Origin of the sequence: Allobacillus halotolerans (genome assembly GCF_018967645.1) — a bacterium.
In the GTDB taxonomy this organism is placed as follows: domain Bacteria; phylum Bacillota; class Bacilli; order Bacillales; family Alkalibacillaceae; genus Allobacillus; species Allobacillus halotolerans.
This window is the reverse complement of sequence record NZ_JAHLZF010000008.1, coordinates 51,048-71,221: the sequence shown is the minus strand read 5'-3', so window position 1 is coordinate 71,221 and position 20,174 is coordinate 51,048. Positions and strand designations below refer to the sequence as shown.

The following is a 20,174-nucleotide window of genomic DNA, read 5'->3' as shown; positions in this document are numbered from 1 at the left end:
TAAATTTAATCGAGCTACCCCTGAATAGAGCGCCTCTAATCGAGGGTAGAGTTAAAATTAGCTGTGCTATCCCGGAATAGAACGCTTCTAATCGAGGGTAGAACAAAATTTAACCGAGCTACCCCTGAATAGAACGTTTCTAATCGAGGGTAGAGCAAAAATCAACTGTGCTACCCCTGAATAGAACGCATCTAATCAAAAATAGAACTAAAATTTAGTGTGCTAACTATGAATAGAGCTCGTCGAATTAAAGATAACGCTACCTTATAGCACTCTATCTGCGAATTGAGCTTTAGGAAGTGATCTTCTACTTCACACTTAACCCATATAGCCCCTTATTAATGAAATTGTTGATTAATAGAGACATTTCTTTTGGGCTCTTGTCCATATTGTTATAGAGCCACAGCTTCATCATTTGAATACATCCATTCACAATAAAAGAGCTGATGTATTCCGTTATGGTTGGGTCAATTTGTTTGGCGGTCATTTGTTCATTTAATATAAAACGATAAGCAACCAGTGTCACTTTTCGCTGAAAAGTAGAGTCTCCATCATAGTTTAATAATGTTTTACAGTCATCTGCCCTTGAAGCGAGGTATTCAAGGAGCCTTTCCGTCATTTCCTTCGTCTCTTCTTCTGTATCAAAGTTAACTGTGTTTAAGTATTTTTCAAGATCTTGAATCAGTTCGTCTTCAATCTGTTCGACTAAAGCGAATTGATCTGCGTAGTGTGTGTAAAATGTCGATCGGTTGATGTCTGCCCGTTCACATAATTCTTTCACCGTCACACTGGAAATAGGTTTTTCTTTCATTAAATCCATTAAGCTTTCCTTTAGAACCATGCGTGTATATTGCTTTCTTCGATCTAACCGTTTGTTCATTTCAGCACCTTCTTTGTGAACTTTTTATGGATATCCAACAACTTACTTGCAATGTGTTGGTTTTCAGACATGAGATACAATACTGTTTGTTGTAAATCCAACACGGTGTTTATATAATGATATAGTGGAAATTTGTTTGATGCAAGAGAGGGTGCGTGGCAATCGACATTGCAGCTAAGATTATTAAATATAAAAAATCAATTTTCTTTACATTTATCGCGTTAATGATTTTAAGTGCCATTGCGCAAGTTGGAGTATCCGTTAATTATAATGTAGCTGATTATTTACCGGAGGATGCTCAATCAACGAAAGCAATGGATATTATGGATGAAGAGTTTGATGGTGCTGTTCCGAATACGAATGTCATGATGAAAGACATTACCATTCAAGAAGCACTTCAGTTTAAGGAACAATTAGAAGCAATCGATGGTGTATCCGATGTCACTTGGCTGGATGATGCCGTTGATTTGAAGCAGCCACTTGAGATGGCAAATGAAGAGACGGTCGAATCCTATTATCAAAACGGTAATGCGCTTTTCAATTTTACAATCCGTGAAGGCGATGAAGTCGCAGTAACCGATGAAATCTATGAATTAATCGGTGAAGAAAATGCGATGGCAGGGGAAGCCCTAGATACAGCGACCCAGCAAAAGATGGCGTTTTCTGAAACAATGTTTGCAGCGGCATTGCTTATACCAACCATCATTATCATACTAATTTTATCGACGAACTCCTGGGCGGAACCTATCTTCTTTTTGACCGCGATCGGTGTGTCAGTCTTGATCAATATGGGGACAAATATTTTCACCGGAGAAATTTCATTTGTCACATCATCAGTGGCACCGATACTGCAACTCGCCGTTTCACTGGATTATGCAATTTTTTTACTCCATAGTTTCAGTGATTATCGGAAAAAGGTAGCGGATCCGAAAGAAGCGATGACTCTGGCAATGAAACGCTCATTCCCAGCAATCATCGCTAGTGCTTCAACAACCTTTTTCGGGTTTATTGCGTTAACGTTTATGAATTTCGAAATCGGTTCAGACTTAGGTTTCAGCCTTGTGAAAGGGATTGTGTTAAGTTTTATCAGTGTCATGGTCTTTTTACCTGCGATGACGATTATGTTTTATAAATGGATTGATAAAACACAACATAAACCGATTATTCCTGAATTCAAGCGAATTGGAAAATGGGTCATGAAATTTAAGGTCCCAAGCCTATTAATTGTCTTTGCGTTGATCATACCAGCGTTTTTGGCTCAAAGTGAAATAGACTTTATTTACGGAATTGGTGACCAGCCTGAAAACACAAGGGCTGGAGCAGACATTGCTGAAATAGAACAAGAATTTGGTAAAAATACACAAATGGTCTTGCTCGTTCCAAAAGGCGAAGTTGCTAAAGAAGAGCAACTCGTACATGAACTAGAAGATATGAAGCATGTGACAAGTGTCTTAGCTTATGTGAATACCGTTGATCCAGCGATTCCACCAGAATATCTGGAAGAATCACAGGTCGAGCAGTTCTATTCAGAAAATTACAGCCGGATTATTTTACAGACGAACACGGATAAAGAAGGGGAGACAGCCTTCAACGTCGTGGAACAAATTCAAGATAAAGCAAATCAATATTATGCAGAAGATCGAGTCTACTCACTAGGCGAAAGCGTGACATTATATGACATGAAAAACGTCGTCGAGCGAGATAACACGGTTGTAAACGTATTAACAGTTGTCACAATTGCGCTCGTATTATTAATTTCATTTAAATCGATTTCCTACCCAGTGATCTTGTTGCTGACGATTCAATCGGCCGTTTGGATTAACTTGGCTGTTCCATATTTCACCGATTCAGCACTAGTATTTGTCGGTTATTTAATAGTCAGTACAGTGCAACTGGCGGCTACGGTTGATTACGCAATACTATTTACAGAGAACTACACGGAAAACCGAAAAGAAATGACAGCCTTTAAAGCGATTAAGAAAACGATCGATGAAAAAATATTTGCTGTAGCCATTTCGGCATCTATTTTATCGAGTGTCGGCTTCATTTTATGGCTGACATCCACAAATCCGGTCGTATCAGCGATTGGTCTGTTATTGGGACGAGGCGCTTTATTGGCATTCATTATGGTCGTCTTCTTCCTACCGGCGATGTTGTTTGTATTTGATAGAGTCATTGGAAAAACGACATGGAAATCCAACTTTTATAAGGAGAAATGATGCATGAAACATATAAAAAAGATTCTTTTTCTGCTAACGATCGTTGTGTTACTCGTGTCAACACTGCTTACGACGGTTTCAGCGAACACGAGTGATAACAAGACGAATCAAGATAATGAACGTGAAGAGACGGGGAAAATGTCGGGGAAAGATGAAGTGATTTATGCAACATTATCACCGACTGGTGAACAGCAAGAACTATATGTCGTCAATCGTTTCGATGTAGTAGATGAAGGAACGATTGTGGACTATGGTGACTATACGAGTGTTCGAAATTTGACCGATATGACAGAGGTCGCGTTGGATGGTGACAAAGTCGAATTTACAGCGTCTGATGAAGAATTTTACTATCAAGGAAATATGGAAAACCCTGAGCTCCCATGGTCGATCGGTGTGACGTATTATTTGGATGGAGAAAAAATTTCGCCGGAAAAATTGGCGGGAAAAGAAGGTCAAGTGAAAATTGAAGTGGACGCAAAAGCCAATGGGAATCATGGTTCAGCGTTTTTCAACAACTATATGCTACAATTGACACTACCGTTTGACTCGGCATCATTTTCCGATATCCAAGCACCAGATGGAATGGTAGCGAACGCAGGGAAAACACAGCAAGTCACATTTACGTTAATGCCTGAAAAAGAAAAAACATTTACCGTTGAAGCGAATACGACTCAATTTGAATTCGACGGCATCGAAATATCGGGTGTTCCATCATCCATGTCGATTGAAGATCCAGAAACGGATGAGATGACGGGTGATATTCGAACGTTATCCGATGCGATTGCTGATTTGAATACTGGTGTCAGTGACTTAGTCGTTGGAATCAAAGAAATGAACGACGGCGCCACTGAATTGGTTAGCGGGTCCGCTCAATATCGAGATGGGATTGCAGAACTTGATGGATCATCAGGAGAATTAGTTGATGGATCAAAAGAAATTGAGAATGCACTACAATCGATGAATGGTTCGTTAAGTGATGTTGACGTCGATACAAGTCAGCAGGATCAATTGGTCGAAGGACTTAAGCAGTTATCTGCAGGTTTGTCGGAAATGAAAGACGGATTGCAAAAGCTTAAAGACAATTACTCTACTGCTTTTCAAGCGTTAGATGGAGCGATGGCTAACATTCCATCCGATTTAAGCGAAGAATTTGCAGCTCTTAATGAATGGAAAAAACAATCGGTTACATTCAATGAAGAAGAAATCGAAGCACTACGGGAAGCAGGTATTGAACAGGAAACATTACAAAAATTACAAAAAGGTCCATCTAGCAATGAACAATTCTCATCCACGATAAAAGAGTTAGAAGGTGCTTTTAATAAAGTGAAAGCTGCTAAAGGCACATATTTCGGTAACAAAGAAAAACCAGGTGCAAAAGCAGCTCTTGGAGCAGTAGTCGGTTCATTAGAAGAGACGATTGCGGGATTAAATGAAATGACTACTAACGTTGATACGATGGCGAGTGAGATTTCACCTGCGTCAGATGGCGTAGACGGCTTGCAACAATTAAAAGATGGAATTGCCAGTTTAACGAAAGAATACGGCTCCTTCCATACTGGTCTTGCTGAATACACAAACGGTGTCAGTGAACTTTCGAATTCTTATTCAAACATTCATACAGGAATCAATGAATTCGACCAAGGTGTCAGCGAATTGGAAGAAGGCGTCGTTGAACTGAAAGACGGCACACAAGAGCTTCATGATTCAACAAAAGATATGCCACAAGAGATGACCGAAGAAATTGACGAGATGATCTCACAATATGATAAATCAGATTTCGACCCCGTTTCGTTTGTTTCTGAGAAAAATGAACAAGTGGACCACGTTCAGTTTGTGATCCAAACGAAAAGTATTGAAGTAGATGAACCTGATGAAGAAGAGCCTGAAAAAGAAGAAAAAAGTAGTTTTTGGGAAAAATTTAAAGCATTATTTTCATAAAGTTGAAAGCAGAAGTGACTCCCTGATGGTGGAGCGCTTCTGTTTTTGTTATTATAAGGAATGCCCTCAAGAGTTAGTTCAATTAACGTATTGATGGTGGGTTGTTGATGGGTATAATTAGGAAGATAACAATAACATAATGACTTTTATGAAGTGTAACGACATAACAAATTACAAAGTTCAGTTATACAATTGGAGGGAAACAAAATCATTTCACGTAAAATTATTTCAGCATCTATATCTAGCTCTATATTCGCTATTCTATTAGGTTTGATCATGCCCAATCCGTTTAGGGAAGACATTTCATCACTAACGAATTATTTATTTTCCTTCACGTTAAGCACACCGATCTATTTAATGTATAGTTTTCCAGTGATTTTAACGTACGGAGTGCTAGCTTCCATCCTAAGTGATAAAATGAGTCAATTTTTTGCCGCGAAAATGAAAGATGATCAAATTGAAACGGTTCTATCAGGAATTCTACATGCCTTGTTCGGACTTATTTTATTATTATATAGCTTAGGTGCCTCCATGCTATTTTTTATGACAGACCGAATCCTCGTAAGTAGAAATAGAACGTATAAACCATTACAAGCGGTAAAAAGCTTTGCGTTTCCGTTTGGCGTTTGGCTTATTTTTATGGGAATTGTCTATTTGGAGCATATCGTCAATAAATAAAAAGGTTGGGAAGACGTTTCCCCAACCTTTTTTATCGTTATTGCCAAAGTTTCCACGGATACTCATAAGGAGGTGTGGAAGTGAACTCCATCTCTTCTTTCGTTGTTGGATGTTCCAATACTAATTTATTTGACCAAAGTGCGATTTGCTGACCTGGTTTATTGACACGTTGTCCATACTTTTGGTCCCCATAAAGCGGAAATCCGCGAGACGAAAGCTGAACACGGATTTGATGAGGTCGACCAGTTTGTAGTTTGACGGACAACAATGAAAATCCTTTTTTCTCACTGGCTACTTCGTAATCAAGCACCGCTTTTTTGGCCTCTTTTTCTTTTGGCTTCGCTGTGCGCACAATATTTTTCCTGTGATCTTTGACTAAATAATCTTCCAATTGATCCTTAGATTTTGATGGAACGCCATGTACGACAGCAAGATAAGTTCGCTCAATGGCTTTTCTTCGTAGCTGATCCGATAGGCGAGAAGCGGCTTTTGAAGTTTTTGCGAAAACCATCGCACCTCCAACTGGGCGATCTAACCGGTGAACGAGAGCTAAAAACACATTACCTGGCTTCTTATGGCGAACTTTAATGTCTTCTTTTAGTAACGTCAATAAATCTTTATCCTTCGATTGATCTTCTTGAACTGGTATATTGACCGGTTTTTCGACAATTAATAAGTGGTTATCTTCGTATAAAATCGGTATGTTCATTATTGTGCTCCTCTATAACTTGAGATTTGGCTTTATTATCTCAAAACAGCGGGAAAATGAAAAGCCGTTCTCATATAACTCATGATACGGCTGACCGTGTATGTTACAGAACTTTTTAACGAGAAAGCCAATTCCTTCAGGTGTGGTATGAATCGTTAATGCTTTTCCTTTTTTGTCTCACTATGACTGTTTTAATGATACAATTAATATATGAATACTTTTAAACGTAGGAACAAAACGGTTTCTTTATTGAATTATCATTTTGTATTTTGCCCACGATACCGCAGGAAAATCTTTCTCAACCATGCGGTCGAAGAGTTTTTCAAAAAACAAACAAAAGAAGTTTGTGATCAGCTAGGTATTGATATCATTTCTATGGAATGTGACGTAGACCATGTTCATTTGTTCGTTCAGTCGGTTCCAACATTAAGTCCTTCAGACATCATGGCGAAAATTAAAGGTACTACATCCAGAGCCATTAGAAAGGAGTTTGAACATCTTAACCATCTGCCGAGCGTATGGACGCGCTCTTATTTTGTATCGACTGCGGGGAATATGTCGAGTGAAACCATCAAACGTTATGTTGAAGAACAAAAAACAAGGGGTTGATAATCCTTGGAACAAACAATCACCATTAAATTGAAGCTTCAACCCAATCGCTTTCAAAAAAAGTTGTTGGAGAAAATGTCTAAAACGTATATCTGCGTCATAAATGATTTGGTTTCTGAAATGGTTGAATACAAACAACCAACGAAGAAAACTACTAAAAATGTTGTGGCACCACTCCCAAGCGCTGTGAAAAACCAAGCTATCAAAGATGCGAAAAGCGTGTTCACTAAGTCTAAAAAGACTGGATACGCTATGATTCCTATCCTAAAAAAACCCGTTTGTATATGGAATAATCAAAACTATTCAGTTAGCGAACGTGAAATTTCTGTGCCTTTATTTGTTGATGGTAGATCTAAAAGAATTCCGATTCGAGTGCAATGGAACGAAAAGAACAATCGTTTCCAAGAATTAATGAAAGGGAAGCGTGGGACTCTACGCATCACCCAAAAATCTCACAAATGGATAGCGCAAATTTCGGTGACTATTCCGACCAAACCCATTAACGGACACCAATTGATGGGTGTCGATTTGGGATTAAAAGTCCCGGCTGTTGCCGTTACAGAAGGCGGTCAAACAAAGTTCTTCGGTAATGGCCGCATGAACAAATTCAAAAAGCGTTATTTTCGAAAAAAACGCAAATCATTAGGGAAAGCTAAAAAAATCAAAGCGATTCGCACTATTCATGATAAAGAGCAACGGTGGATGAAAAACCAAGACCATCAAATAAGTCGTGCGATAGTTGATTTTGCTATCAAAAACGATGTTTCTGTCATTCGTTTAGAAAAACTTAAGAACATTCGACAGACGGCAAGAACAAGCCGAAAAAACAATCAAAACCTACATTCTTGGTCTTTTTATCGATTAGCGAACTTTATTGAATATAAAGCGAATCTCATTGGTATTGCAGTTGAGTATGTTGACCCTGCTTATACGTCTCAAAAGTGTCCATCTTGTTCTGAAAGGAACAAAGCTGCGGATAGACAATATCACTGTAAAAACTGCGGTTTTTCAACTCATAGAGACAGAGTGGGTGCCATGAATATTATTCATGCACCTCTGATGCATGGTAAAAGTGCATCAGCCTAAGATGCTATATTGCACTGTCTTAGGACGGGGTGCTGATACACCCTTAAGCTTAAGGGTGGTTTCTACCGGAAACGGACGGAAACGGTTCATCACTTAAGAATCCTACTCAAACGTTAGTTTGGGCTTGCCCCTTCAGGGGTGGGAGTATCAAATTTGGTATGTTTTTATTTTTTACAGAGAGAACGTTTGTCATCGGTCAAGAAGCGGTTCAGACGTGGGTGAGTGTGTTCTTAAATGGAATGGCAATCACGGTTCTTTTGTTATTTATCATTCAATGGCTGATTTTAGGTAAATCTTTATTCAAAGAAATTGAAGAGAAGAAAGCAATGTAATTTTTATGGCTACATTGCTTTTTTAGTGAAAAAAATCGGACATTATTCACTAAGATTGTTAGGCACCTAAAAAGATAAAACTTATATCTTGTTTTTAACGTGCAAAAAAGGTAAGATATTCTTTGTTATTTAGTTAGGGAGGTAAGTAATTTGGTGAGGAATATGCAAGAAAAGCTAGTCTACCAGGTAGGAATGGTAGCTCATTTGTTGGAAAATCAATATAACGATCAACTCGCTGTCCACGGATTAACGGTTGCACAATCTAAGGTTCTTTTTTTACTCGTTGAGAATGGTCCGTTATCACAAGTGGAATTGCAGCAATATTTATATATAAAAGGCTCGACGATGACAGGGATTATAGACTCGCTATTAATGAAAGACTTAGTTGAGAAGTCGGATAGTAAAGTAGATAAACGTTCAAAAATTATTACGATCAATGAAAAAGGCAGAAAGCTTGATCAAGATCTCTGGGAAAATCTAAACGTGCAAGAGAATGAATTAATGGACGGATTTTCTGAAGAGGAAGCAGCTTTGTTCCTGAAATGGTTACAACGAATGAAAAGTAATTTACTTATACAAGAGGAAGGAGTGAAGTAGATGGAGCCAAAACAACAAACAGAGCAGCTAGGTACCGAAAAGATTTCGACACTGCTTCGTAATTTATCTGTACCTGCGTTAATTGGCATGTTTGTCATGACTTTATATAATGTCGTAGATACGGTTTTTATTTCCTACGGTGTCGGAATTGAAGCGGTTGCTGGAACGACGGTAGCGTTTCCGATGATGATGATTATGTTGGCTGTCGCTGCAGCACTCGGTGTCGGTGGTTCGTCCGTTATTTCCAGACGCCTTGGAGCTCAAAAGCCAGAAGAAGCAAATCTCATATTCGGCAATATCATTACATTGATTCTCTTAGTCAGTGTGGCAGGAATATTGATTGCGTTATTCACACTTGAACCATTACTTGTCCTATTTGGTGCAACACCATCAACCATCGGGTATGCCATGGATTATATGTTCCCAATATTACTTGGAACATTTTTCTTTGCCAGTGGTTTCGCGGCGAACAATCTCGTGCGTGCGGAAGGGAATGCCAGATTTGCAATGGTCTTGATGATTATCCCTGCTGCGATTAATATTGCACTTGATCCAATTTTCATTTTTGGCTTGAATATGGGTGTGCAAGGAGCAGCGATTGCGACAGTAATCTCTCAAGCAGCTGTTTTCGGTATGATCTTTAATTATTACGCACGAGGCAAAAGTTCGTTGAAATTCTTTTTTGAAAATATGAAGTTGAAATCGGCAATTGTTAAAGAAACATTATCCGTTGGTATGCCGGCGTTTATTCAACAATCGGCAGGAAGCATTTTGGTGATCGCTGTTAATGCGATGCTCATCGAATATGGAACCGAGTTTTATGTAGGTATTTATGGAATCATCCAGCGTATTGTCATGATTATGGCACTTCCAATTATGGCTGTCATGCAGGGGATGATGCCGATTGTCGGTTACAATTATGGGGCACAAAATTATGACCGAATGAGAGAAACCATATGGTTAACGCTAAAGGTTGTAACGATCAGTGCTACCTCTATCACGATTATATTACTAGCAATCCCAGGACCGTTTTTACGTATTTTTACGGCAAATCCGGAAGTTATTGAAGAAGGTTCAACAGCGATGCGAATTTTATTTGCCGTATTCTTCGTCGTCGGCGTACAAATTGTAGCTGGAGGATTATACCAAGCTTTAGGAAAACCGAAGCAAGCATTAATCCTTTCATTGTCTAGACAGCTATTGATTCTCATTCCGCTCGTATTAATCCTTCCACCATACTTCGGTGTAATTGGCGTATGGTTAGCATTTCCGATATCAGATCTGTTAGCGGTCGTGTTAGCCGTATACTTATTATACCGAGACCGAGCTCCAATGTTGGTAAAAGGAAAAGACGAGGATTCAGAAAAGAAGAATGTACCTGTGATGAGTTAGGTCATATATAAGTTCAATTAATCGCCCAACTGCGTAGCGTTTGCTATTCTAAGATTGGGCGGTTTTTTTACGCTTTTTTATTGATTGAGGTTGAATCGGTTGTTTATATATAAGACTTTCCGAGAAGAAACGACGCTCGTTCGGGAGAATAGAACGTCTCTATAGGACTTTCCGAGAAGAAATCGTGCTCGTTCGAGTGAATAGAACGTCTCTATAGGACTTTCCGGGAAGAACTGACGCTCATTCGGGAGTATAGAGCGCCTCTATAGGACTTTCCGAGAAGAAATCGTGCTCGTTCGAGAGAATAGAACGTCTCTATAAGACTTTCCGAGAAGAAACAGCGCTCATTCGAGTGTATAGACCGTCTCTATAGGACTTTCCGAGAAGAAATCGCGCTCGTTCGGGAGAATAGAACGTTTCTATAGGACTTTCCGAGAAGAAATCACGCTCATTCGGGTGTATAGAGCGCCCCAGCTAGGTTTTCGTAATGATTATAAAAATAAATCCTATCGTTTCATCAAATTTTCACAGAGTCACTATATACTTAATAGTAGACGTTTCGTTGGAGGAGCAGACATGGTTTTAACTACAAAAATATATGCGATTGCGATGATTGTGATTTCTATGGTTGTCGCGCTGGCCGTCTATTACTTGATGACGGATCTCCCAAAAAAGGAAAAGAAGAAGCAGATCGATGAATTGACTTCACAAATTGTTAATTTTGTTATTTACATATGGATAGCGAAAATTCTTCTAAATCTGTCACTCTTTATCACTGACCCAATGGCAGTTTTGGCTTATCCTAGTAGTGCAGAGGCCTTTTATCTGGCTGCTTTATTCAGTGTGATTACTTTAGCCATTCAATCCTATCGGAAAAAATTACAGGTCATACCATTGATTATGACGTTTATTCCGGTATTTTTGATAAGCACTTTTCTCTTTGAATTCATGCAGTTCACTGTCATGGATGAATCATATGCGATTAGTCAAATCGTATTATCTGGGTTGTTGTTGATTGTTTTTTATTGGATTCAAGGGAAGGTATCGATTGATCTACTTATATTGATCATGCTAGTTGGATGGTCAGTCGGTATGATGGGGCTTACTTTTATGCAACCATTCGTCACCGTCTTCGATTATCTGATGAAACCATGGTTTATTGGTACGTTTTTTGTAGGGATGTTTGCACTAATTTTATTGCATCGCAGAAAGAGGGATAATTAATGGGCGGAATTGAAACAGATACATTTTTATTGGTCGGAATGATTATGGCCATTGGCGCAGGGGCGTTGTCATTTTTGTCTCCTTGTGTGTTGCCGATTTTTCCAGCTTATCTTTCATATATAACAGGAGTTAGCGTAAAAGAGTTGCAAGGGAATCAAACGAGTAAAATTCGTAAGCAGTTACTCAGCCATTCATTTTTCTTCCTAGCGGGTGTCTCGCTTGTCTTCATCGCACTAGGCGCGAGTGCATCCTTCTTAGGGCAGTGGGCTCAACAGTTGCTTGTCGGTGAATCCGGATTGCTTATTCAGCGAATTGCCGGTGTGTTCATTATTTTCATGGGCTTTTTCGTTGCTGGTTGGATCAATATACCAACATTAATGAGAGAAAAACGAATGCATTTTTCAAAAAGACCAGCAGGGTTTTTGGGAACGTTTTTTATTGGTCTTGGTTTCGCAGCCGGATGGACGCCATGTATTGGACCAATTTTCGGATCAATTTTATTGCTTGCGGCAAGTAATCCAGGACAAGGCATATTTTATACGGTCATGTATGTACTTGGTTTCATCATTCCATTTATTATTTTGACGTTCTTTCTTGGTTCAACGAGATGGATTGTTAAATATAGTGGAATCATCATGAAAGTCGGCGCAGTATTCATGATTGCTATGGGACTCGTGTTGTTCTTCGGCTGGATGCCACTGATTTCTAGCTACTTGCTTGATTTAATCGAAGGTACTTGGATGGAAAATCTAGGTTAATGGAGGTTGTTATCAATGAAAAAATGGATTTTACTTGCTGTCGTTGTATTGATGCTAGGCTATGCACTTTACGATTTTGTCATTGCCTCAGATGATTCGGCCAGTGAGGGAGACGATCGGGCAGTGATTTATCCTGAACTCGATGAACCTAACCAAAAGGTAGGAACTGGCATTAAACAAGGACAATATGCACCGGATGTTCAGTTGGAAACAATCGATGGAGAGACAGTACGTTTGTCAGACTATCGTGGTCAACCGGTCATTTTAAATTTTTGGGCAACCTGGTGTCCACCTTGCCGAGCTGAAATTCCTGATTTTCAAAAGCTTTATGACGATGAAGATCAAAACGTAGAAATTTTGGCTATTAATATGACCAATACAGAAGACAGCGTAGAAGGCGTCCAAGATTTTGTCGAGGAGTTTGAAATGACTTTTCCTGTATTGATGGATACAGAAGGAGAAGTGGCGAATCACTTTCAAATTAATGCCTATCCAACCTCCTATATCATTGATTCAGAAGGTCGTACAGCATATGTCGTACAAGGTGCGATGAATCACGATTTCATGATGCAAGCATTAGGGAAGATTGAGTAAGGCTCCTTCGTTATAATGAGCTTGAGGTGAATGCTGTTGAGCCAAACCATTTTGGTAGTTGAAGACGATCCGGTCAATCGAAAGTTAGTTAAAAATGCTTTGTTAGAAAACGGATATTTTGTCGTTGAAGCAGCAGATGGGGAAGAGGCGAAGGAAGTTTTCTTGAGAGAGCATCCTTGTATGATTATTCTTGATCTGATGTTACCTAAATTATCTGGTGAAGAAGTTTGCCAGTGGGTCCGTAAGCAAGAGCAGAATGAAGTGTCGATTATTATGTTATCAGCAAAGTCGAGTACGGAAGATAAAATCAATGGGTTGAAATTGGGAGCAGATGATTATTTGGTGAAACCATTTGTCCCAGAAGAATTGATGGCTCATGTCGAGGCAGTTTTAAGACGCACCGGTCAATTCTGTCAGAAGATTATTCATGATGGATTGTGCATTAAGCCACGTAAAGGCGAAGTGCTGTTGTTTGATGAAAAACTACCCTTAACCAAGCATGAGTTTCAATTACTCTTTTATCTTATGGAGAATCCCAATGTCGTTGTGACGAGGGAGGATTTGATTAACCAGCTCTATCCTTTTGCTGATCAAACAGTAATGGACAGAACCATCGATGCTCATATCAAGAAACTTCGTAAAAAAATAGAAGAAGATCCGAGCAATCCGAAGCGTATTCATACCGTTCGTGGGATGGGCTATCGGTTCGTCTCAGCGTAACCTTTTACATAGGTAAACGCACAGGAAAATTTATCCTGTGCGTTTTTTTGGAGCTCTAATTCATCACCCACTTATCTTTTAAGAACAAAATTCTCGCAACAATAAAAATAACAATCGTGACAATCAAGTTACTAACGAAGAAGATGGCGAGATGTTCAACGTTTATGACGCCGGCCAAAATTTCCTTGAGAACACTAAAAACATTCATGATTGGAATAGCAAAATGGTGAAATTCAAGCTCCGTTGATCCGATCCTGGTTGTTATGTAAGTAGGAAACAAAATTTTACCTTCCAGGGATAAACGTTTATAGTGAATTTAAGATTTCGTTAATTACTAAGTGAAGGAGGCATTTCGTGGGAGAGGTCAACCAAAAATCAAGTGAGAAGCGCATATGGATGATTGGGAGTATAGCCATTGTCTTTGGGCTTGTTGGCTTGATCGATTTATTCTTTCGATTGGAAATAAACGAATTTCAATTTTTTATGTTAATTTACCCAACGGTTTCATTCTTCGTCGGTGTCATCAGTTATTTTTTGTTTAAAAATGTTTGGATGGGGCCAGCAATGATATTTACTGCAGGATTTCTAAGTATGATTTTGTATGTGTTGGCCATTTTGGTGAATGTCGTAATCTACAGTGTCATTGGGTTGTTTGGTGCACTCATTGCGAAAGGGCTCGTTCACCTAAAGCATTCATCATCTTGACCAAATGAAAATAAAACGGTGACCATATTCGTACTCGGCCACCGTTTTTATTTCATCGATCAAAAATCGTATTTCTTGTCTTCTTCTTCTTTCATCTTTTGATACGTTTCGGCTAGAATCATCGTGTCTTCAACGAGCCGGTCGATTCGGAAAAAAACATCATCATTGATGATTTGTTTCTGTGCAAAGTCTTTCTCTTCAATAAATACATAGGATTGAACGACTTGAGCCTTCATGTACCCTAAAATTGGTTTTAAATGATGCTCAGGAATCAGATAGTGCTTTGGTGTGCCGGCGGTTGCCAACATACTAACCACCTTATCCCGCAACGCGTCAACGGGCAATAGGTCAAAGACGTTTTTCAATGTTGCTGGGATGGATGCTTGAAAAATGGGTGTACCAAAAATAATCGCATCGGCATTCATGATGGTTTGCGTAATGTATTTTGTATCCCCATCGTAATCCAAGTAATTTCGTCCATCGCTGAATTGAATATCGTAATCGGCTAAATCGATCAGTGTCACCGTATGTTCCGGGTACTTTTCATTCAGTGATTGCACCGTGTAGTCCATAGCCGTTCGTGTTTTCGAACCGACAATGGAACCGGATAGTGCGACGATCTCCATAGGTTTATTCCTCCGTTCGCTTCGATGTATATTTTTTGATGGCTGGCATAATTTCATTCCCAATGATGTCGACTTTTTCTTTCAGTTGATCGAGTGTGACACCACCGAAGTCCATTTGGGCGATATAACGCTGATGGCCAAACATCTCATGCTGGTATAAGATTTTCTCAATGATTTCTTGCGGGCTCCCGACATTTAGTACATCTCGTTTGTCGGCACCTTGGGCGAAATGCTGCTTCGGAAATCCTTGTCCATTGGTCACTTTCATGCCTTCATTGATATGCGGATAGACTTCTTGCATCGCTTTTTGTGTAGTTTCTGCCACATTAAACAATCCCGCAGTCGCAACTGGGAGGTCATTTGGATTATGACCATTGTTGGCTGCAGCCTCGCGGTAAACATCGATGGAATGTTTAAAAGAAGTTGCTGGCCCACCAAGCGTCGCCAAAAACATTGGCACCCCGGCACGTCCGGCTTTCATGGCACTTCCCGGAGGCCCGCCGACCGCACGCCAAATCGGTAACCAACCCTCTTTTGGTCGAGGAATGACTTTCGCATCCCGTAGTGGTGCACGATATTCCCCTTCCCAATTGACCACTTCGTTTTCATTAATCAAACGGAGTAAATCGAATTTTTCTTCATAGAGAGCTTCGTAGTCTCGGAGGCTATAGCCGAGTAATTCAAAATTACCTACGCGTGATGCTCGTCCGGCAATAATCTCGGTACGGCCATCGGATAGTAGATCGATGGTCGAGAAATCCTCATAAACACGTACAGGATCAAGTGTGCTGATGATTGTCGAAGAACTGGCTATTTTTATTTTTTCCGTTGCTTGAGCGATTGCCCCCAATACGACCGAATGCGCTTGCGTCGTGAAGTATTCTTGGTGACTTTCTCCAACACTAAAAAAATCAATCCCCGCTTGTTCAGCGAGCTGAGCAAATTCAATAATTTCATTGATTCGTTGTTGGTTGGAAACCCGTTCGCCTGTGTGCGGATTTGGAATATGGTCCCCTAATGTATAAATGCCGAACTCCAACCCGTTGGCTGGGTTTATTCTGTACTTTTCCATGGACATTGTTTCCACCTCGTATCTATGTAGTTTAGCATTTTCATCCTCCTAAAGATTAACACATTTCATTAATTATCTAGAAGTAACCTGTTTGAGGTAAACGAATAAGATTTTTGAAATACCATCTTTAAATGAACCACATTATGGTAAAATGATAATGTTTGATGATTCGAAACCTTCGAATGTTTCAATCGTCTATGAAGAAGAATGAAATGTGTAAGGGGAGAGGTTATGAGTAACGTTGCATTGGAACTGACGAATGTCCGAAAGAAAATTAAAAACAAAGAAATCATCAAAGATGTTAACTTAACAGTCCGCCAAGGAGAAGTGTATGGCTTTATCGGACCGAATGGCGCAGGGAAAACGACAACCATCCGTATGATCGTTGGGTTGATGGACATGACCGAGGGAGAAATCAAGGTCTTGGGAAAAAGTATTGAAAAAGAATACAAGGATGCTGCCCGTAACTTGGGAGCAATCGTTGAAAATCCGGAGATGTATCCGTTTATGACGGGGCGCCAAAATTTACGTCACTTTGCTCGCATGTATGAGGATGTGCCGAAAGGACGTGTAGAGGAAGTCGTTTCACTTGTTGGACTTGATCAAGCAATAGATGAAAAGGTCAGCAAGTATTCATTAGGAATGCGCCAGCGGTTAGGGATTGCACAAGCAATTTTACATAAACCCGCTGTGTTGATTCTCGATGAACCGACAAATGGATTAGACCCGGCTGGTATCCGTGAAATTCGCGATTACATCCGAAGATTGGCCGTAGAGGACAATGTGGCAGTGATGATCTCCAGTCACTTGTTGTCAGAGATTGAGCTGATGTGTGATCGGATTGGGATTATCAAACATGGTGAGTTAATCACCGAGCAATCCGTGAAGGAAGTCAGTGAAGAAACGGAAGAAACAGAGATCAAGGTTATATTGGATGTCAAAGAAATCGAGGCGGCAATCGATGTTTTGAGCAGTCTGGAGTTGCAGGGTGAAAAAGAAGGTAGCCAGCTTGTTTCACTCATGCCGCGTGAATCAATTCCGCAAGTTGTCAACAAGCTTGTCGAAGCCGGGCTTACTGTTTACGGTATTACGGGCGTCAAACCATCCTTGGAAGATCAATTCCTTGAGTTGACAGGGGGGAATATCATTGAGTAATTTCTTCAGTCTTTTATATAATGAACTTTTTAAAATTTATATTCGTAAATCTACTTGGGTGATGTACATTATTCTTGGTTTAATCGCAATTGGTGGGGCCATTATCATGTCATCCATTGACGATGTTCAACCGACTAACTACACAGACAATTGGCAAGAAGAACTACAGGAAGAAAATGAAACACTCCAGAAAGATAACGAAGAGTTTGGTTATTCATTTAATGACGAACAGATCATGAAAAACGAATATTTATTGGAAAATGATATTCGACCACTGAATTATGGCGCTTGGCAATATACGTTAGAAAATGTAGGACTCGTAGCCATTGTGAGTCTCTTAACCATCATCATTGGCTCGAGCATTATATCAAACGAATACCAATGGGGAACAATTAAATTATTGTTAATTCGACCTATATCAAGAAACGTGATTTTACTCAGCAAATTCATGGCCATTTTTGTCTTTGCATTACTTACAATGATTTTCCTATTCCTGGTTTCGATGTTAGGCGGGGCGATCTTTTTCGGGTTTGAAGGCTTTAACCCAAGCACTGTCATCATGACAGGGGACGGATTCGAATATGTACCAATTGTCGGTGAAGTCATGTCTGAATATGGTTATCGAATCGTCAACTTAATTATGATGACGACACTTGCTTTTATGATTTCAACAATCTTTAAAAATAGCTCCATTGCCATCGGTGTTGGAATCTTCTTGTTGATGGGTGGAAGTATAATTACAGGAATCTTTTCTCAATACGATTGGTCCAAATATTTATTGTTTGCGAATTTGGACTTGAAAATGTATGAAACTGGAAATGTATTGATTGAAGGCATGACATTGGGCTTTTCAATAACCATGCTTATTGTCTACTTTGTCGTGTTTGTCGCGCTTGCTTGGATCTTTTTTAATAAAAGAGATATCGTTAATCAATAGTAATAGTAAATGAAAATACTGCTTCAGTGTTTAGATGACCTGAAGCGGTATTTTTTTGGATTGTCGGCTTTATACTTTCGATATGTATCATTATCGGAAGTAAAGCAATAATTAAGAGAATAATGATTTATTGGAAGTATACTGATTAAAATGGGTTTTATAACTCTAATAAGAATCGATTTTAAGGATATCCGCGATAATGGTATAACCCAGAAATAAGTAGCCCGATAATCAGCTATCATATGCATCTAACTAACTGGATCGAATAACTTTATTGGTATACTTGTGTTGACAAATTTTATTTACTTAAATATACTAACTTACAGAAAGTAACTTAAAGTGACTTTACAACCACTTCATCCATCGAGCGTTTTGCCTAACTTCGTCTCGATGGTTTGTTTAGGAGGAAATATAATGAAATTTCATCAACAGCCTGCCACATTCGTGGAGCATGTTCAGCTTAAAGTTACCGATATAAATCGTTCAATCGAATTCTATCAAAAGATTTTGGGGTTTGATATTTTAGACAAGACTTCATCAACTGCCAATTTAACAGCTAATGGAGAGACGGCAATCTTAACCATTGAACAACCTTCAGGGGTAACACCGAAGCAAGGAAGAACAGCTGGTTTGTATCACTTTGCCATTTTGCTGCCGACGAAAGCGGATTTAGCGAATTTTGTGGTTCATATTTCCAGAAATAATATACCTATTGGTTCTTCTGATCACGATGTCAGCGAAGCACTTTACTTCAATGACCCGGATGGCAATGGAATTGAAGTGTATTACGACCGTGATCCAGCTGAATGGACATGGAATGGTGAAATGGTTCATATGACGGTCGATCCACTCGATTTCGATGAATTATTAAAACATGCTTCTCAGAATGAACTGTGGCAGGGGATGCCGTCCGATACGGTTATGGGACATCTTCACCTACATGTTTCTGAAATGCAAACTGCAGAAGAATTTTATGTGAAGGGTCTAGGCTTCAATGTGGTGAACCGGTTTGGTGCTCAAGCACTGTTTCTTTCAACCGAAGACTACCATCATCACATCGCAATTAACACATGGAATGGCGTTGGGGCTCCATCCATGCCAGAAAATGGCGCCGGTCTAAAAGCATTCACCGTGAAGTATCCATCAGAAGACTCGCGCAAAGAAGCAGTTAATCGATTAGAAAAAATCGGTACAGCTGTTTCACAAGAAGGAGAATACTGGGTGTCTGTTGACCCATCAGGAAATCGTGTTTTGCTAGTAATTTAATTTATCATAAATCACTACAACCAACATAGGAGGAATTCATAATGAGTGAAAACTTAAACATTGGAATTATCGTAGGAAGTACAAGAGAAGGTCGTGTCAGCCCGCAAGTAGCCGAGTGGGTGAAAGGGATTGCAGACGAACGCAAAGATGCAAACTATGAAATCGTTGATATAAAAGATTATCAGTTGCCACTAATGGGTGAAGGTGAATCTGAAGGAATCGCCAAGTGGAATGAAAAGTTGGATGAATTGGATGGCTTTGTATTCATCGTTCAAGAATATAATCACAGCATTTCAGCTTCATTGAAAAATGCTTTGGATTTAGCCCGCGAGCCATGGAACAACAAAGCGGCAGGAATTGTCAGCTACGGTTCAACAGGTGGTGCGCGTGCGGCAGAGCATTTGCGTGGCATTCTAGGAGAGCTTTCCGTTGCTGATGTTCGTGCACATCCAACACTTTCCCTATTTGTTGACTTTGAGAATTACACAACATTCAAGCCACAGGAGCTTCATTTAACAAATATTAACATGATGCTTGATCAAGTGAATGCTTGGTCTGGAGCGTTAAAGTTATTGCGTAAACAACTAGTTAATCAAAAATAATTAATCAGAAATCATTCCTCAAACACAATGAGTAGAGGAATGATTTTTCATTTTATAACTAAACGTTTAAAAATT

The 20,174-nt window shown here is 39.5% G+C and carries 21 protein-coding genes; 17 read left to right on the top strand and 4 right to left on the bottom strand.

The annotated features are described in order from the left end of the window. Positions 1-307: 307 nt before the first annotated feature. Complete coding sequence (locus KQ486_RS07105; RefSeq protein WP_216687165.1) at positions 308-880, bottom strand: TetR/AcrR family transcriptional regulator; 573 nt, start codon at positions 878-880, stop codon at positions 308-310. 224 nt (positions 881-1,104) lie between these two features. Here KQ486_RS07105 and KQ486_RS07100 point away from each other — a divergent pair, with 224 nt between their 5' ends. The 3 genes from KQ486_RS07100 (at position 1,105) to KQ486_RS07090 (ending at position 5,715) form a co-directional block, all read left to right on the top strand. Then, positions 1,105-3,099, top strand: coding sequence for an efflux RND transporter permease subunit (locus KQ486_RS07100; protein ID WP_216687188.1), 1,995 nt, complete (start codon positions 1,105-1,107; stop codon positions 3,097-3,099). 3 nt (positions 3,100-3,102) lie between these two features. Then, positions 3,103-5,037, top strand: coding sequence for a coiled-coil domain-containing protein (locus KQ486_RS07095; protein WP_216687164.1), 1,935 nt, complete (start codon positions 3,103-3,105; stop codon positions 5,035-5,037). A gap of 276 nt (positions 5,038-5,313) precedes the next feature. Next, positions 5,314-5,715: a hypothetical protein gene (locus tag KQ486_RS07090; protein ID WP_246569229.1), complete on the top strand. Its 402-nt coding sequence runs from the start codon at positions 5,314-5,316 to the stop codon at positions 5,713-5,715. Between the two features lie 37 nt (positions 5,716-5,752). Here the strand turns inward: KQ486_RS07090 and KQ486_RS07085 are convergent, their stop codons facing one another. Next, positions 5,753-6,424, bottom strand: coding sequence for an RluA family pseudouridine synthase (locus KQ486_RS07085; RefSeq protein ID WP_144163194.1), 672 nt, complete (start codon positions 6,422-6,424; stop codon positions 5,753-5,755). A gap of 210 nt (positions 6,425-6,634) precedes the next feature. On the opposite strand from KQ486_RS07085, the gene tnpA reads away from it, so the two are divergent. The 10 genes from tnpA (at position 6,635) to KQ486_RS07035 (ending at position 14,441) form a co-directional block, all read left to right on the top strand. Beyond that, positions 6,635-7,033, top strand: coding sequence for an IS200/IS605 family transposase (gene tnpA / locus KQ486_RS07080; RefSeq protein ID WP_144163196.1), 399 nt, complete (start codon positions 6,635-6,637; stop codon positions 7,031-7,033). 6 nt (positions 7,034-7,039) lie between these two features. Next, the gene (locus KQ486_RS07075; protein ID WP_144163198.1) at positions 7,040-8,119 is read left to right on the top strand and encodes an RNA-guided endonuclease InsQ/TnpB family protein; all 1,080 of its coding nucleotides are present in this window, start codon (positions 7,040-7,042) and stop codon (positions 8,117-8,119) included. 158 nt (positions 8,120-8,277) lie between these two features. Further along, a complete protein-coding gene (locus KQ486_RS07070; protein WP_186278631.1) occupies positions 8,278-8,451 on the top strand; it encodes a hypothetical protein in 174 nt (57 codons plus the stop codon). Positions 8,452-8,604: 153 nt separating this feature from the next. Further along, complete coding sequence (locus tag KQ486_RS07065) at positions 8,605-9,048, top strand: MarR family winged helix-turn-helix transcriptional regulator (protein ID WP_255439848.1); 444 nt, start codon at positions 8,605-8,607, stop codon at positions 9,046-9,048. Next, positions 9,049-10,440, top strand: coding sequence for an MATE family efflux transporter (locus KQ486_RS07060; protein ID WP_144163200.1), 1,392 nt, complete (start codon positions 9,049-9,051; stop codon positions 10,438-10,440). It begins immediately after the preceding gene. 576 nt (positions 10,441-11,016) lie between these two features. Next, positions 11,017-11,664 (top strand): hypothetical protein, encoded by a 648-nt coding sequence (locus KQ486_RS07055; protein WP_216687162.1) that lies wholly within the window; start codon positions 11,017-11,019, stop codon positions 11,662-11,664. Then, positions 11,664-12,422, top strand: coding sequence for a cytochrome c biogenesis CcdA family protein (locus KQ486_RS07050; protein ID WP_144163202.1), 759 nt, complete (start codon positions 11,664-11,666; stop codon positions 12,420-12,422). The genes KQ486_RS07055 and KQ486_RS07050 overlap by 1 nt, the downstream gene beginning before the upstream one ends. A 15-nt stretch (positions 12,423-12,437) precedes the next feature. Further along, positions 12,438-13,016 carry a peroxiredoxin family protein gene (locus KQ486_RS07045; RefSeq protein WP_144163203.1) on the top strand — a complete coding sequence of 193 codons (579 nt, stop codon included), beginning with the start codon at positions 12,438-12,440 and terminating at the stop codon, positions 13,014-13,016. Between the two features lie 36 nt (positions 13,017-13,052). After that, complete coding sequence (locus tag KQ486_RS07040) at positions 13,053-13,736, top strand: response regulator transcription factor (RefSeq protein WP_216687161.1); 684 nt, start codon at positions 13,053-13,055, stop codon at positions 13,734-13,736. A gap of 354 nt (positions 13,737-14,090) precedes the next feature. Beyond that, complete coding sequence (locus KQ486_RS07035) at positions 14,091-14,441, top strand: DUF2651 family protein (protein ID WP_216687160.1); 351 nt, start codon at positions 14,091-14,093, stop codon at positions 14,439-14,441. Positions 14,442-14,500: 59 nt separating this feature from the next. Here the strand turns inward: KQ486_RS07035 and KQ486_RS07030 are convergent, their stop codons facing one another. Together KQ486_RS07030 and KQ486_RS07025 are read right to left on the bottom strand one after the other, a co-directional pair. After that, positions 14,501-15,067: an NADPH-dependent FMN reductase gene (locus tag KQ486_RS07030; protein WP_216687159.1), complete on the bottom strand. Its 567-nt coding sequence runs from the start codon at positions 15,065-15,067 to the stop codon at positions 14,501-14,503. Between the two features lie 4 nt (positions 15,068-15,071). Then, the gene (locus KQ486_RS07025) at positions 15,072-16,139 is read right to left on the bottom strand and encodes an LLM class flavin-dependent oxidoreductase (RefSeq protein ID WP_216687187.1); all 1,068 of its coding nucleotides are present in this window, start codon (positions 16,137-16,139) and stop codon (positions 15,072-15,074) included. Between the two features lie 231 nt (positions 16,140-16,370). Here KQ486_RS07025 and KQ486_RS07020 point away from each other — a divergent pair, with 231 nt between their 5' ends. The 4 genes from KQ486_RS07020 to KQ486_RS07005 all read left to right on the top strand — a co-directional run bounded on the left by KQ486_RS07020 (position 16,371) and on the right by KQ486_RS07005 (position 20,099). Further along, the gene (locus KQ486_RS07020) at positions 16,371-17,294 is read left to right on the top strand and encodes an ABC transporter ATP-binding protein (RefSeq protein ID WP_216687158.1); all 924 of its coding nucleotides are present in this window, start codon (positions 16,371-16,373) and stop codon (positions 17,292-17,294) included. Further along, positions 17,287-18,231, top strand: a complete 945-nt coding sequence (locus KQ486_RS07015; RefSeq protein WP_216687157.1) for a DUF2705 family protein — start codon at positions 17,287-17,289, stop codon at positions 18,229-18,231. The genes KQ486_RS07020 and KQ486_RS07015 overlap by 8 nt, the downstream gene beginning before the upstream one ends. Positions 18,232-18,645: 414 nt before the next feature. Continuing rightward, positions 18,646-19,497, top strand: a complete 852-nt coding sequence (locus KQ486_RS07010) for a VOC family protein (RefSeq protein WP_216687156.1) — start codon at positions 18,646-18,648, stop codon at positions 19,495-19,497. 41 nt (positions 19,498-19,538) lie between these two features. Next, positions 19,539-20,099, top strand: a complete 561-nt coding sequence (locus tag KQ486_RS07005; RefSeq protein ID WP_144088271.1) for an NADPH-dependent FMN reductase — start codon at positions 19,539-19,541, stop codon at positions 20,097-20,099. Positions 20,100-20,174: the final 75 nt, after the last annotated feature.